Raw genomic sequence first — 14,249 nt, 5'->3', positions numbered from 1 at the left:
AGCATGCATCATCTACGCTACTATGAGGCGCACCTGCTTTCATCCCAACGCTTCTGCCTCCGCCACCCCACCGACAACCAGCCTGAGTCAACCATGCAGACGCGCTACGCCGAACTATCGGCCCTGGTGATCGACGACCACCCTTTCCAGTTGCTGGCCGCGGAGCAGTTGCTGACCCAGCTTGGCGTCAGTGACGTGCATTGCGCCTCCGATGGCCGCATTGCGCTCGACCTGCTGGCCGCGCGCAAGGTCGATCTGGTTCTGTGCGACATCGAAATGCCAGGTCTCAACGGACCTGCCATGATGGACGAACTGACCCGGCGCGCAGAGCATGCCTTTGCCGGTGCCCAGCCACTCTGGGTTTGGGTGTCCGCGCTGGAGGATGACATCATTGATTCCCATGTAAGCCTGGCCGATTCCGTCGGGCTTGTCCACGTCAGGGCGGTACGCAAGCCGATCTCGGTCGTGATGCTCGAGGAGATCCTGCAGGATGCGCTGGAGCGCGATCTCACCGCCCGGGTGCCCGCGGCGCCGGCCAGCCAGCCTGACGACCGCGAGCTGCTGGCTGCGCTGAAGACACCGGGCGCCATCTTTATCATGCTGCAACCGCAATTCAGGATCGGCAGCGGCGAGCTCGCCGGCGCCGAGGCGCTCTGCCGCTGGCGCCATCCGGACCTCGGGCTGATCCGGCCCGACCTGTTTATCCCCCGGCTGGAGGCGCTGGGCGAAGCCGATGCGGTGTTCCATCTGGCGGGCCGGCAATGCCTGACGGTGCAGCAGCAATTGCTGGCGCGCGGCGTGCGCATTCCCCTCAGCATCAATGCCTCTGCCCAGACACTGTGCCGGCCCGGCGTGCTTGACGCTTTCGACGCCATGGTGGAAGCCAGCGGCATGCCGCGCCAGCTCCTGATCATCGAATTGACCGAAGGCTATCCGGTGCATGACACCCGTGCCCTGTCGATCTCGCTGAACCGCTTGCGGCTGCTCGGCTACGGCGTGGCGATCGACGATTTCGGCATCGGCATCGCCACCCTCAAGCTGCTGGCGGACCTGCCCTTCACGCAGATCAAGCTGGACCGGTCCTTCGTGGTGGCGGTGCCCGGCAACAGCCAGCGCGCGGCAATCTGCCGCAATGTCATCAATCTGGCGCGCGACCTCAAGCTGGAGTGCGTGGCCGAGGGCATCGAGACCCCTGCCCAGCGCGACGCGCTGCTGGCCCTGGGCTGCGATCTCGGCCAAGGCTATCTTTGGTCGCCAGCGCTGCCGCCCGATATGTTCGTGGCGGAGACGCTGGGGCGATGGACGCCCTGAAGGCTTGCGCTAGTTCCACCTGCCGCCGATGCCGCCCACGCTCAGCCGACCCGCTCCGAGCAACGCAACCGCCAGCGCGCCCGCAAGGTACATGCCTTGCAATTCCAGCGCCCAGCCACCGGTGTCGGCCAGCATGCCCAGCTGCTTCGTGTGCACCAGGCTGATCGCGACAAGCATGTTGACGACTACGATCACCGCCCCAAGCCGGGTCCAGATGCCAAGGATCAGCAGAACCGGCGCCACCACCTCGCCGATATAGACAAGGTAGGCCAGGGCCGGCGGGTAGCCTGCCTGCGTCACCATCTGCGTCACGAACCCCGGTCCGTTGATCAGCTTGGAAATGCCGTGCAGCAGGATCAGCAGCCCGAGCACGATGCGCAGTACCGCCTTGCCGAGGTCCTGGGATCCCTGGGAGCCATTCATGGTCGCCACTCCTTGTCCGGTTGGAAAAGCGATGCACCGCACGCAGGCAGTCCACGCCATCTGGCGCGAACCAAGCGCCTATAACTCCACGCGTGGTTCGCACCTGTACCTTAGTGCGCCCAACCATGAAGGTAAAGCCGCAAGTTGCGCCGGCGCGCGCTTGCGGGTCCGGCCGAACCTGTTCAGATCTGGCTGATCGGGCGGTGCATGCCGGGCTGGCGCGGGGGCTGCATGCCCGCCTTGCAGGCTGTCTCGGGCAGGATATCGGCCAGAAAATCCAGGAAGCGCCGCAGCGCGGGCGGCATGCCCTTGCGGGATGGGAATACCGCGTGCAGCGTGCCCACCGGCATGATCCATTGCGGCAGCAGCACCTCCAGTTCCCCGCTTTCGATGGCGTCGCGGCAGAACATGCGCGGCAGCATCGCCACGCCCACGCCCGCGATCGCCGCCTCGCGCAGCAGGGCGAACTCATCGGTAATGAGGCGGGGATCGTAGGCCACGTGGATCGACTGGCCGGTATTGCAGGTCAGGGTCCACGCGTGCTTGCCATCGTGCGGCTTCTGGTTGACGCCGGGCATGCCGTCCAGGGCCTCGGGCGTGCGCGGACGGCCGATGCTGTCCAGCAGCGCCGGGCTGGCCACCAGCATCAGCGGGCTTTCGCCGTAGGTGCGGACCACCAGCGAGGAATCGTCCATGACCTCGCGCACCCGCAGCGCCAGGTCGAAGCCTTCGGCGATGACGTCGACGCGGCGGTTGGTGGCCTCCACCTCGATGCGCACCCCGGGATTGGCCTGCATGAAACGCCCGATGGCGGGCGCCAGCAGGCTCTGTGCGATGGCCACGGGGCAACTCACGCGCAAGGTGCCGCCCGGCTGGTCGCGCGCCTGCTCGATCACTTCGCGCGCGGCGTCCGCTTCGGCCAGCATGGCGCGGCAGCGTTCGTAGTAAGCCTCGCCAATCGGCGTCACCCGCACCTGCCGGGTGGTCCGGCGCAGCAATTGCACGCCGAGATCGCGTTCCAGCTGCGCAATGCGCCGGCTCAGCCGGGATTTGGGCACGCCGCTGGCGCGGCTGGCGGCAGAGAAACTGCCGTGCTGGACCACCTGGGCAAACAGAGAGAGATCGTTCAGGTCTTGCATCGGACTTCCTTGTGGGGTGGGCGCGCCAGGATCATTCAGGCCGGCGTTCTGCACTTGGAACAATAAGTTCTATTTTGCCCCACTACCGGCATCAATGGCGGACCGCTATCTTTTGCTTCATCAACCCGAACCCCTGTGGAGATGAACATGAAGATCCTGCAAATCGACTCGAGCGTACTTGGCGGCCATTCCGCTTCCCGCAGCCTGACCGCCAAGGTCGTGGCCGACCTGCGCGCCAGGCACCCCGAAGCCAGCCTGACCGTGCGCGACCTGGACCAGGACACCCCGGCTCACCTGTCCGGTCACCTGCTGCCCGTGCTGGGCGGTCCGAAGGACGGCCTCAACGCCGTGCAGGAAAGCGAACTGCAACGCACCGAAACCTTCCTCAAGGAATTCCTGGAAGCCGACGTGCTGGTCGTGGGCGTGCCGCAATACAACTTCAGCATTCCCAGCCAGCTCAAATCGTGGATCGACCGCATCGCCCAGGCCGGCCGTACTTTCAAGTACACCGAGTCCGGTCCGGTGGGCCTGGCCGGTGGCAAGCGCGTGATCGTGGTGTCGTCGCGCGGCGGCGTGCGCCAGGACGCCAGTGCGCTGGACCTGCATGAGCAGACCGTCGACGTGGTGTTCCGCTTCCTCGGCATCACCGATATCACCTATGTGCGCGCGCACGGCCTGGCGTTCGGCCCCGAAGCCCGTGAAGCCAGCCTGGCTGCGGCCCGCACCGATGTGGCAGCCCTGAACGACGGCGCCGCCCTGGCCGCCTGATCCCGGCCCGGCGGCAGCACGCCGCCGCGCAGCAAGACCCGCTCCCGCCCGCAGCCATGCCGGCGGGAGCATTGCCATCCGGAACGGCACGCCCGGGGTTACGGCAAGCGAGCCAGCAGCGTGGCCCGCACGTCCCTCTTCAGCACCTTGCCCACTTTGGAGCGGGGCAGGTCCGGCCAGACCTCGACTTGCTTCGGGGCCTTCACGCTGCCGATGCGCGCTTTGGCAAAGGCCTTGACCTCCTCGACATCGACCGCCCGCCCGGGATGAAGCTGCAGCACGGCGACCACCCGCTCGCCCCATTTCTCGTCGGGCAGGCCGACCACCGCGCTGTCCTGTATATCCGGGTGCTGCATCAGCGCCTGCTCCACCTCAGTGGAGTAAACGTTGAATCCGCCCGAAATAATCATGTCCTTGGCACGATCGACGATGTAGAGGAAACCATCGGCGTCCAGGTAGCCAATGTCGCCGGTATGGTGCCAGCCATGGCGCGAAGCCTCCCGCGTGGCGGCGGGATCCTTGTAGTAGCCCATCATGACCAGCGAGCCGCGCACCACGATTTCGCCGCTCTCGCCATTGGGCAGCAGGCGCCCGTCGGGATCCATGATGGCCACCTGCACCAGCGGCCCCGGGCGCCCGGCCGATGCCAGCCGCTCGCGCGCCACCGATCCGTCCGGGTTGAAATGATCGCCCGGCGGCATCATCGAAACCATCATCGGTGCTTCGGTCTGCCCGAATAGCTGGGCCATGACCGGGCCGATCCGCTGCAGGGCCTCTTCCAGCCGGGCCGCCGACATGGGCGCGGCGCCGTACCAGAAGCATTGGAGCGAATCGAGCCGGGCGCCCGCCAGTGCCGGATGCTGCAGCAACATATAGATCAGGGTGGGTGGCAGGAAGGTATGCGTCACGCGATGGCGTTCCACCAGCCGCAGGAATTCACCCAGGTCGGGCCGGGGCATGATCACGATCTCGCCACCCAGGGCCATCATCGGCAGGCATAACACGCCCGCCGCATGGGTCAGGGGCGCCAGCGCCAGGTACACGGGCCGCCCTTTGAACGGGTAGCCCATCAGGGTCAGTGCCGACATGGCTTCCAGGTTGCGGCCCGAGAGCATTACGCCCTTTGGCTTGCCGGTCGTCCCGCCGGTGCCGGCGATCATGACCAGGTCGTCGGCAACGGCCTGTTCCAGCGGATCGCCGGGTATGCTCTCCAGCCATGCTGCCAGCGCGGGGGCGAAAGCCTGCGGCTGGTCCAGGCACACCAGCACCTTCAGCCTGGGAAGCTGGGCGCGCAGCTGCGCCACCAGCGGCGCGTAGGCGCTATGAAAGATCAGGCAGGTGCAATCGAAGGCATCGAGCACATAGCGGTTTTCAGCCGCTTCGTTGCGCGGGTTGATCGGGCACCATACCGCCGCCGCGCGCGATAGCCCGAAAACGCAGGCAAACGCCGTAGCGTCGTTCGACGAAAGCACCGCCACCTTCTCGCCCGGCAGGATACCGTCGCGCCACAGCGCGCGGGCTACCCGGCAGCTCAGTTGCTGGACTTCGGCATAGGACAGGGTCGCGTCGCCCATGGTCAGGCACGGCGCCGCCGGGTCCCTGGCGGCGCCTTTGTCCAGATAATCGATCAAACGCATGCGGTTCTCCGAAAACACAGGTGCCCGGGCCTGCCGCGTGCAGGCCCGGGAGCATCAGAGCCTGGCGGCGGGCTGCTCAACGGTGCACGGTCAGCACGGGGTCCATCACCAGCCCGAAGCTCTTGAGCACCCCCAGCAGTTCCCGGTGACCGAAAGCCTGGCAGCCCGATGCCAGCCCGGCTCGCCGGGGAGCCTGCTGGAGCAGTGAGTACGCCGCATAAGCCTGCAACAGGCCGGTCTGCTTGTAGTTGCAGTTGCCGTGGATCACGCAATGGGCCCGCCCCAGCGGCCCCGAGGCATAGACGGAATCCAGCGAACTGTTGAGGCGCGGATTCTCGCGCGGCGGCATGCCCGCCTGCACCGAAGCCGCGATCTCGGCCAGTGCCGCTTCCTGCTGGTCGATGGGCAAGACCTTGATCTTCTCCTCGACCATCTGCGCGGTGGCGATCACACCCTTCATCACCTCGCGGGAGAATACGCCGCCGGCCACCCTGCAATTGGCCACGCGCGGGTCGTCCTTGAACCAGACCGGGTGGCAGGTGCCGCCCCAGGGCAGGGCCAGCGCGCTCTCGTGCTGGCCGGGCACATTCACCTCGAAACTGGTGCCCGGCGCCCATTCGGCATACTGATTATTGGCCAGGTAATACCATTTGGCTTTCAGGATGGTGAAGATGGTCTGGGTGGAGGCGTAGGTCGGGAAGCCTTTCCACAGCACCAGGATGTCGAGCGTATCCAGCCCCGGCGTTTCCAGGCAGATATTGGCGGCAATCTCGCCGGTGGTGTACATCTGCGCCAGGCCGGGCGACAGCAGCAGGCCTTTTTCCTGGAACCTGGTCCCCCAGCGCGACTGGGCTTCGAGCAGCCAGTCCTGCTCGCCGGTGGTATCGGCGTAGTGGCAGCCGGCCGCCAGGCAAGCCTCGGCCACCTCCCCGCCCAGTTTGATGAATGGGCCCACCATATTGCTGACCACCCTGGCGCCGCGGAACAGTTCGGTCAGGGCCTCGGTGGTGTGCTCCACGCCGACCACCTCATAGTCGGCCGTCTCGATGCCCGGAATCCTGTCCATCACGGCCTGTACCCGGGCTGCATCGCGACCGGCGGCAATAAAGGGCACGTTGAACTCGCGCAGGTATTCGCATACCAGCCGCCCGGTATAGCCTGAGGCGCCGTAGACCACGACGGGTTTTTTCTTGCTCATGGATGTCTCCTCTTGTTCCAACTATTCCAACTATTCCAGTTGTTCCCATTGTTTCTCTTGCCGGAGAACGCGCGTGCCGCCTCACATGCCCATGCCGCCGTCGACGGGCAGGCCGGCGCCGGTGATGAAGCGGGCAGCGTCGGAGCACAGGAAGAGCACGGCGTCCGCCATGTCGGTCACGTCGCCCAGGCGGCCCAGCGGGGTCTGCCCGATCACGTCGGTCACCGCCGCTTCCGTGGTGGGCCAAAGCCCGGCGGCCACGAGGTCGTCGGCAAGCTGCATGCCCATCTGGGTCGGCACCAGCCCGGGATAGAGGCAGTTGACCCGGACCCCGTAGCCGAGCTTGCCCGACTCCAGCGCACCGACGCGCGTCAGGCGGTCGACTGCGGACTTGGTGGCCGAGTAGCCGGCGATGGCGGGAAATGCGATGGTGGCCGCAACCGAGGAGATATTGACGATGGCGCCCCCCTTGCCATTGGCCGCGGGGCGCATGGCGCGGAACGCATGCTTCATGCCAAGCGCCGTGCCGATGACGTTGACGTCGAACATGCGCCGCAGGTCGGCGGCATCGATATCGGCCAGCAGCGAGGTGATTTCAATGCCCGCGTTGTTGACCAGGATGTCGAAGCCGCCGAGGACGCTGCCGGTGGCGGCAACCGCTTCGGCCCAGCTTTCGTCTCGGGTCACGTCCAGTGGGACAAAGCCCGCCTGCGCGCCCGTGACGGCAATCCTGGCCGCGGTCTCACGGCCAGGCTCGGCCAGAACGTCCCCAATCATGACCGAGGCGCCGGCGCTGGCCAGCGCCTCGGCAATACCCGCGCCAATACCGCGGGCGCCACCGGTCACCAGGGCCTTGCGCCCTGTCAGGTCGAATCGTGCCATCGCTGTCTCCTGTAGGTTTGTTATGCGGATGGAGTACTCAGCCTAGAAATCGACTTGACACCTGTCAAGATTTTATTGGGCAACTGTCCAAAATATTGGGTTTGCACTGCGCAACGGCCGCAGCGGGCATGCTATGCTTGCCAGACACTGGAGCAACCGACGGCGCCCCGTGCCGGCAAGCGTAGACATGGCAGAACAGCAGGAAAGGCACCCGCAAAGAGTGCCGCGCAAACGCGTGGACAAGTTCGCCGAACGCCGCGCCGAGCTCGGCGAAGCCGCGCTGGCTACGCTGGCGGCTTTGGGCTATGCACGGACCAGCCTGCGCGAGATCGCGCAGAACTCCGAGTTCTCGCATGGCGTGCTCCACTACTACTTCAACGACAAGACCGACCTGATCGTCTGCAGCGTGCGCCAGTACAAGGCCCGCTGCGTTACCCGCTATGACAAGGTGCTGGCGCAAGCCACCAGCTATGACGCGCTGACGGAGGGCTTCCTGACCATCCTTGGCGACACGCTGCGCGATGAGGCGCATATGCACCGGCTGTGGTACGACCTGCGCGCGCAATCCCTGTTCGAAGCGGCGTTCCGGGCGGATGTCGTGGAGATAGACCAGAGCCTCGAGGACATGACCTGGCGCATCGTCGGCCGGTTTGCGGAACTGCGCGGCACCCCGGCCTGCATGTCCCCGGCCGCAGCCTATGCCGTGCTCGACGGCTTGTTCCAGCGCTGCCTGCTGAGCCACCTGTCCGGCGATCCCAATGCCGTCGCCACGCTGCGGGCCGAGGTGGGACAGGCGCTCTCTTATCTGTTTGGCCAGCCCGCCAGCGCGCAGCCGCCGGCTCTGTAGGCGTATGCCTGCTATGCCCGCCGCCCGAATCGGGTCTATGATGGTTTCGAACGCCTGAGCGGTTTCGGTGCACGTCCATCCAGGGGGAAGCCCGCCCGGCCTTGCTGCGCGAGCCTGGATCGGAACCTGTCCGCAATCCACACGCCACGGCCGGCCGCCCTCGCAGCGGCATCCGCGGCAGATGCAAAGTCCGATCCGGGAGCCCGCATGTCCTCTGCCCTGCTGCCTGCCAGCGCCGTGCACCCTCCGCACGAGCCCGCATTGCTTGCCCACTACCGCCACGTGCGCGCGGCCAGCGAGGCCATGGTGGCCGATCTCACCGACGCCGATGCCACGGTGCAGTCCATGGATGACGCCAGTCCCGCCAAATGGCACCTCGCGCATACCACGTGGTTTTTCGAGGAATTCGTGCTGACGGCCCGCATTCCGGACTATGAACCGGTCGATCCGCAGTACCGTTACCTGTTCAATTCCTATTACGAGTCGGTCGGCGCGCGTCACCCGCGCCCGCGCCGCGGGCTGCTGACGCGGCCCTCGCTGGACGAGGTCCTGGCTTACCGCGAGGCAGTCGACGAGACCATGCTCAGCCTGCTCATCAGCGCCCAGACCGATGCCGAGGCGGCGCTGATCGAACTCGGACTGAATCACGAGCAGCAGCACCAGGAGCTGCTGCTGACCGACATCCTTCACCTGTTTGCGCAAAACCCGCTGAAGCCAGCCTTCGCGCCCGAGCTGCTGGCACCGGTGATCGCCGATCCGCGCCCCGCGGCGGAATGGATCAGCCTGGCCGGCGGCATTGTCGCCATCGGCCATGACGGCGACGGTTTCGCCTTCGATTGCGAAGGCCCTCGCCACAACGTGCTGCTGCAGCCGTACCAGCTATGCTCGCATCCGGTCAGCAACCGGCAATGGTTTGAATTTATCGAGGATGGCGCCTACCGTGCCGCCGGGCTGTGGCTCTCGGACGGCTGGCGCTGGGTGTGCGAGCAGGGCATCGAGGCACCGCTGTACTGGGAGGAACGCGACGGCACCTGGTGGCAGATGAGCTTGCGCGGCATGCAGCCGGTGGATCCCGACAGTCCGGTCACGCATATCAGCTTCTATGAGGCCGACGCCTTCGCCCGCTGGGCCGAGCGGCGCCTGCCCACCGAGGCGGAATGGGAGCACGCGGCGCGCAACCTGCCAGCCACGGGGAATTTTGTCGAGGGACGCGTATTGCGGCCGCTGCCCGACCGCCAGAATACCGCCGGCGCGTTGCGCCAGATGTTTGGCGACGTGTGGGAGTGGACCGCCAGCGGCTTCCAGCCCTATCCGGGCTTCCGGCCTGGCGCCGGTGCGGTGGGGGAATACAACGGCAAGTTCATGTGCAGCCAGATGGTGCTGCGCGGCGGTTCCTGCGTGACGCCGGAATCGCATATCCGGGCAAGCTACCGCAACTTCTTCTACCCGCACCAGCGCTGGCAATTTACCGGCGTGCGCCTTGCCGACGACGCCTAGCCGGGGCGGGAGATGGCGCGGAAACGGGCGAACGTGGACAGGCGCCCGCCCGTCTTCCCGCCTTCAGGTCAGTTCCAGCCCTTGCGCGGGGCTTGCGAGCCTTGCGGCGCCTGCGGATACAGCTTCTGCCAGCGCGATTTCAGCCCGTCGGCGATTTCCGCCTGATGGTAGCGCTCGGCAAAATCGATCACCGTCATGCCCTGCTGGTTCTTCAGCCGCATGTCGGCGCCCTCGTCCAGCAGCAGCTTGACCGTCTCGATATGCCCACCGCGCGCCGCCATCATCAGCGGCGTGGTGCCGTTGGGGCTCTCCGCGTCGATATAGGCGGCGTGGTCGACCAGGAACTTGACGATCTCGTTGTTGCCGTTGGTGGCGGCGTAATGCAGCGGCGTCCAGCCGGTCTTGTTGATCTCGACCTCCATCTGGTCGACCATCAGCTTGACCATGTCGATCTCGTTCTGCAGGCTGGCCATCATCAGCGGCGTCTCGCCGGCGGCGTTGGTCTTGTCGAAATCGATGTTCTTGGCGCGGATCAGCGCGTTTGCCACCTTCAGCGATTTCTCCCGCAGCGCCACTATCAGCATGGGGTTGCCCTTGGCGTCGACCAGGTTGGGATCGACTCCGCGCGCCAGCAGTTTCTGCGCGGTATTGGCGTCGTCGAACTCCACCGCCTTGCGCATATCGTCGGCCGGCGTCGCCCATGCGAGGGTGCTGGCCAGCAGCGCCGCAGCGGCGGCAAGGCTTCGGAACGATTTCATGTCAAACATGAGATTCCCTGTTTATATGCTTGAAAAGCCTGAAGAAATTATCGGATGTCTGTTCCGCCAGCTGCGCGACCGGAATGCCGCGCAGATCGGCGATGAACTCGCCCACATGACGCACCCAGGCTGGCTGGTTGGTCTTGCCGCGGTAGGGCACGGGCGCCAGGTAAGGTGAATCGGTCTCGATCAGCATGCGGTCCAGCGGCACCCTGCGCGCGGTCTCCTGCAACTCCACCGCGTTCTTGAAGGTGACGATGCCCGAAAAAGAGATATGGAAGCCCTCGTCCAGCGACTGCCTGGCGATCTCCCAGCTCTCGGTGAAGCAGTGCATGACGCCACCCGCGGCGCGCGCGTCCTCCTCGCGCATCAGGCGCAAGGTGTCGTCGGCGGACGAGCGGGTATGGATGATCAGGGGCTTGCCGGTCTGCCGCGCCGCACGGATATGGGTGCGGAAACGCTCTCGCTGCCACTCCATGTCCGCCACGCTGCGGCCGTTCAGGCGGTAATAGTCAAGCCCGGTCTCGCCAATGCCGACCACGCGCGGATGCTGCGAGAGCGTCAGCAGGCGCTCCAGCGTAGGCTCCTCGCCTTCCTCGTAGTCGGGGTGCACCCCGACGGTGGCGTAAAGGTGCGGATACTGCTCGGCAAGCGCCAGCACGCGCGGGAAATCTTCCAGCGTGACCGAGATGCACAGCGCATGCGAGACCTGGTTGGCACGCATGTTCTCCAGCAATTCGGGCAGGCGCGCGGCCAGGTCGGGGAAATCGAGGTGGCAGTGTGAATCGACAAACATGGGAGTGGCTTTTTCCGGATAGAGGCGCCGCCCGGGGCGGCGCCGCCTGCCATTGTATCCGGTCGCACCGGCATGCCAGCCGCATGGCGGACCATCGGGCGTGCCGAACCGCCCGATGGGCCTCCCGGCGTGCCCGGGGCGGTCTTACTCCGCCGGCTTAGTCAAATGCCGCCCGAGGATGACCAGGTCGCGCTCCACGCCATCGAGCACGGCCACGCGCGGCAGGTTGCCCCAGCGCTCGAAACCGAGCGCGGCGAACAGGCCGAGGCTCGGTGCGTTATGGCCGAAGATAAAGCCCAGCAGGGTATTCACCCCGATCTGCGGCGCATGGGCGATCGCCTGCTTCAACAGGTAGCGCCCAAGGCCTTGCCCGCGGCGGCCGGCGTCGAGGTAGATCGAGACTTCGGCGGTGGCGCCGTAGGCCGGGCGTCCGTAGAAGTCGGAAAAGCTGAGCCATCCGGCCATGTTTCCGTCCCGGTCCTCCGCCACCCACAGCGGCCGGCGCTCCGGCTGGTGGGCATCGAACCAGGCCTGGCGCGAGGACACCGAAACCGGCTCGGTGTCGGCCGTAACCATGCGCGACGCAACGGTGCTGTTGTAGATGGCAACGATGGCGGGCAGGTCGTCCTGCTGCGCGATTCTGAGGGAGAAACCGGAATCACTCATTTTGGAATTCTTCTGAAACAACCGTTTAGGCAATAAAGTTAAAGTCAGCTACAAAGTCTGGGTGGGCCGCCCGGACTCGATGGTCTTGCCCAGGATTTCCTCCACGGCACGGCGCAGGTTGCGGCCATTCTCGTCGTCCGGCAGGTGAATCCCGATACCGGGCGTCTTGTTCGGCGTGCCCACCGGGGTAATCCAGGCCACCTGGCCCGCGACCTGGTATTTCTGCGGGCGGTCGAGCAGGGAAAGCACGAGGAACACCTGTTCGCCCAGGCGGAAAGGCCGGTTGCTCGGCACAAAGATGCCGCCGCGCTGCAGGAATGGCATATAGGCGCCGTAGAGCCCCGCCTGGTCCTTGATCGAGAGCGAAAGCACGTTCGGCCGCGACGGCGCGCCCGGCACTGTCGGGGCTCCGATCCCGGCGCCCGCACCCGCCGCGCCCACGCCTGCGGCGCCGGGAACGCTGGCGCCCCGTGCCCCTGTCACTGCTGTGTTCATGACTGACCCCTTGTTACAGAGATGGCCTTGAGGCCTTATTTTGCTTATTCGACTTATCTGACTTATCTGACTTATCTGAAGACCTGGACTTACTGGAACAACTGCCGGTACTCGAGAAACACCGCTTCCATCACCAGCCGCGCCGCCAGCGGGTGATTCTCGCTGCGGCGGTAGGTCACCAGCCGCGCCAGGAACGCCTGCAGCCGGTGCGCGTCGGAAGCCTGCGCGCAGCGCGCCAGGACCGCCTGCTCCCGCGGGAAATAGCGCGGCGCCGGGGCTGCCGCCAACTGGGCCGACAGCAGATCGTACGTCCAGCGCTGCAGGATGCCAAGCACCGACGGCACCGGCAGCTTCTGGACCTGCTCGGCGGCGGCGAGCGCATCGAAGCCGGCGCCGGCGCCGAGCTGGCTCACCAGCCAGCGCTGCATGGGTTGTTCTTCCGCCTCGGCGGCATGCAGCGCCGTCAGCGGCGATCCGCCGGCCAGCGCCAGCTGCGCCTCGGCGTCGGCAACGCCCTGGCTGCGCAGCCAGGCCAGTGCATCGGCGGGCGTGGGCCGCTGCGCGGAAAACTGGCGGCAGCGCGACAGGATGGTGGGCAGGACGCGGTCCAGCCGATCGGTCACCAGCAGGAACACGGTGGACGGCGGCGGCTCCTCCAGGGTCTTGAGCAAGGCGTTGGCGCCCTCATGCTGCAAGGCGTCCAGCGGATAGACCACCACCAGGCGCAGGCCGGCGCGATGGGTGCCGATGCCGACCGTTTCGATCAGGTTCCGCACCTGCTCCATGCGGATGACCTTGCTCGGTGCTTTTTTCTTACCGCTTTCATCGGTCTCGGCCTCTCCCGCGGCCTCCATGGCCTCGGGACGCACCACGCTGAAATCCGGATGGTTGCCCTGGCTGAACCAATGGCAGGCGGAGCACGCGCCGCAGGGCTGGCCGTCGGGCCGTGGCGTGTCGCACAGCAGCCCCTGGGCGAAATGCAGCGCCAGGTCGCGTTTGCCAATGCCTTGCTGGCCGTGCACCAGCAAGGCGTGCGGAAGCCGCTCGCGCAGCGCGTTCAGCCGTTGCCAGTCTTCTGTCTGCCAGGGATAAAGCATGTGAATCAATGAGTTAAGGTTTGAACTTCGCGTGACAGCGTAAGTCGGGCGGGCAAGTCGACGGGCCGGATCCTGCCGGCCCGGCCATGCTCACCATCCGTAAATAGTGATGCGGATTCAAAGCGTTGCCAGGATTTTTTCAAGTTCCGCCTGAATTTCGGCAATGGTCCGGGTTGCGTCGATCACCCGGAAGCGCTGCGGGGATTCCGCCGCGCGGCGCAGGTATTCCTGACGGGTGCGGTCGAAGAAGGCGCGCGACTCGGCCTCGAACTTGTCTGGCTCGCGGGCGCCGGCCAGACGTGCGCTGGCAGTCTCCAGCGGTACGTCGAACAGCAATGTGAGGTCGGGTTGCAGGCCTTCCTGCACCCACCCTTCCAGCACTTCGAGCCGGGCGCGCGACAGGCCGCGACCGCCGCCCTGGTAGGCGAAGGTGGCGTCGGTAAAGCGGTCGGAGACGACCCAGTCGCCCCGTGCGAGGGCGGGCTCGATGACTTCGGCAATATGCTCGCGGCGCGAGGCGAACATCAGCAAGGCCTCGGTTTCAAGATGCATCTTGCGGTGCAACAGCAACTGCCGGAGATCCTCGCCCAGCGGCGTACCGCCGGGTTCGCGGGTGGTGACCACGGCGGCGCTGCCGGCCAGGCGCGCGCGCAGGCGCTCTGCCACCCATTCCACGTGGGTGCTCTTGCCGGCACCGTCGATGCCTTCGAATGTAATGAATTTGCCGCGCATGGG

15 protein-coding genes are annotated in these 14,249 nt (G+C 66.1%); 4 read left to right on the top strand and 11 right to left on the bottom strand.

Annotation, left to right across the window (positions count from 1 at the left end):
* Positions 1 to 93 precede the first annotated feature (93 nt).
* Positions 94 to 1,311, top strand: coding sequence for an EAL domain-containing response regulator (locus AC3FOF_RS21700; protein WP_488727743.1), 1,218 nt, complete (start codon positions 94 to 96; stop codon positions 1,309 to 1,311).
* Between the two features lie 9 nt (positions 1,312 to 1,320).
* Here the strand turns inward: AC3FOF_RS21700 and AC3FOF_RS21695 are convergent, their stop codons facing one another.
* Both AC3FOF_RS21695 and AC3FOF_RS21690 read right to left on the bottom strand, forming a co-directional pair.
* On the bottom strand, positions 1,321 to 1,734 hold the full coding sequence (locus AC3FOF_RS21695; protein WP_488727742.1) for a DoxX family protein: 414 nt from the start codon (positions 1,732 to 1,734) through the stop codon (positions 1,321 to 1,323).
* Between the two features lie 182 nt (positions 1,735 to 1,916).
* Positions 1,917 to 2,873 (bottom strand): LysR family transcriptional regulator, encoded by a 957-nt coding sequence (locus AC3FOF_RS21690; protein ID WP_017230728.1) that lies wholly within the window; start codon positions 2,871 to 2,873, stop codon positions 1,917 to 1,919.
* A gap of 147 nt (positions 2,874 to 3,020) precedes the next feature.
* On the opposite strand from AC3FOF_RS21690, the gene AC3FOF_RS21685 reads away from it, so the two are divergent.
* Positions 3,021 to 3,641, top strand: coding sequence for an FMN-dependent NADH-azoreductase (locus AC3FOF_RS21685; protein ID WP_488727741.1), 621 nt, complete (start codon positions 3,021 to 3,023; stop codon positions 3,639 to 3,641).
* Positions 3,642 to 3,739: 98 nt separating this feature from the next.
* Here the strand turns inward: AC3FOF_RS21685 and AC3FOF_RS21680 are convergent, their stop codons facing one another.
* The 3 genes from AC3FOF_RS21680 to AC3FOF_RS21670 all read right to left on the bottom strand — a co-directional run bounded on the left by AC3FOF_RS21680 (position 3,740) and on the right by AC3FOF_RS21670 (position 7,358).
* Positions 3,740 to 5,278, bottom strand: a complete 1,539-nt coding sequence (locus tag AC3FOF_RS21680) for an acyl-CoA synthetase (RefSeq protein WP_488727740.1) — start codon at positions 5,276 to 5,278, stop codon at positions 3,740 to 3,742.
* A 76-nt stretch (positions 5,279 to 5,354) separates the two neighbouring features.
* Complete coding sequence (locus AC3FOF_RS21675) at positions 5,355 to 6,476, bottom strand: DUF5938 domain-containing protein (protein ID WP_488727739.1); 1,122 nt, start codon at positions 6,474 to 6,476, stop codon at positions 5,355 to 5,357.
* Positions 6,477 to 6,557: 81 nt separating this feature from the next.
* Entirely contained in the window at positions 6,558 to 7,358 is an 801-nt protein-coding gene (locus tag AC3FOF_RS21670; protein WP_488727738.1) for an SDR family NAD(P)-dependent oxidoreductase, read from the bottom strand.
* Positions 7,359 to 7,578: 220 nt separating this feature from the next.
* Between AC3FOF_RS21670 and AC3FOF_RS21665 the strand changes: the two genes are divergently transcribed.
* A complete protein-coding gene (locus tag AC3FOF_RS21665) occupies positions 7,579 to 8,205 on the top strand; it encodes a TetR/AcrR family transcriptional regulator (RefSeq protein ID WP_017230733.1) in 627 nt (208 codons plus the stop codon).
* A 207-nt stretch (positions 8,206 to 8,412) separates the two neighbouring features.
* Positions 8,413 to 9,702, top strand: a complete 1,290-nt coding sequence (gene egtB / locus AC3FOF_RS21660) for an ergothioneine biosynthesis protein EgtB (protein WP_017230734.1) — start codon at positions 8,413 to 8,415, stop codon at positions 9,700 to 9,702.
* Positions 9,703 to 9,770: 68 nt separating this feature from the next.
* On the opposite strand, the gene AC3FOF_RS21655 is transcribed toward egtB, so the two are convergent.
* The 6 genes from AC3FOF_RS21655 to tmk all read right to left on the bottom strand — a co-directional run bounded on the left by AC3FOF_RS21655 (position 9,771) and on the right by tmk (position 14,246).
* Positions 9,771 to 10,469 (bottom strand): ankyrin repeat domain-containing protein, encoded by a 699-nt coding sequence (locus AC3FOF_RS21655; protein WP_488727737.1) that lies wholly within the window; start codon positions 10,467 to 10,469, stop codon positions 9,771 to 9,773.
* Positions 10,462 to 11,256 (bottom strand): TatD family hydrolase, encoded by a 795-nt coding sequence (locus AC3FOF_RS21650; protein ID WP_017230736.1) that lies wholly within the window; start codon positions 11,254 to 11,256, stop codon positions 10,462 to 10,464. Before AC3FOF_RS21650 ends, AC3FOF_RS21655 begins: the two co-directional genes overlap by 8 nt.
* A gap of 144 nt (positions 11,257 to 11,400) precedes the next feature.
* Complete coding sequence (locus AC3FOF_RS21645; RefSeq protein ID WP_488727736.1) at positions 11,401 to 11,922, bottom strand: GNAT family N-acetyltransferase; 522 nt, start codon at positions 11,920 to 11,922, stop codon at positions 11,401 to 11,403.
* A 48-nt stretch (positions 11,923 to 11,970) separates the two neighbouring features.
* Positions 11,971 to 12,417: a PilZ domain-containing protein gene (locus AC3FOF_RS21640; RefSeq protein ID WP_276266586.1), complete on the bottom strand. Its 447-nt coding sequence runs from the start codon at positions 12,415 to 12,417 to the stop codon at positions 11,971 to 11,973.
* Positions 12,418 to 12,506: 89 nt separating this feature from the next.
* Entirely contained in the window at positions 12,507 to 13,514 is a 1,008-nt protein-coding gene (locus AC3FOF_RS21635; RefSeq protein ID WP_488727735.1) for a DNA polymerase III subunit delta', read from the bottom strand.
* A gap of 117 nt (positions 13,515 to 13,631) precedes the next feature.
* On the bottom strand, positions 13,632 to 14,246 hold the full coding sequence (gene tmk / locus AC3FOF_RS21630; RefSeq protein ID WP_488727734.1) for a dTMP kinase: 615 nt from the start codon (positions 14,244 to 14,246) through the stop codon (positions 13,632 to 13,634).
* Positions 14,247 to 14,249: the final 3 nt, after the last annotated feature.

The sequence above is a fragment of the Cupriavidus sp. 96C5-1 genome, assembly GCF_057798855.1.
This window is presented reverse-complemented; position numbering and strand designations above follow the sequence as displayed.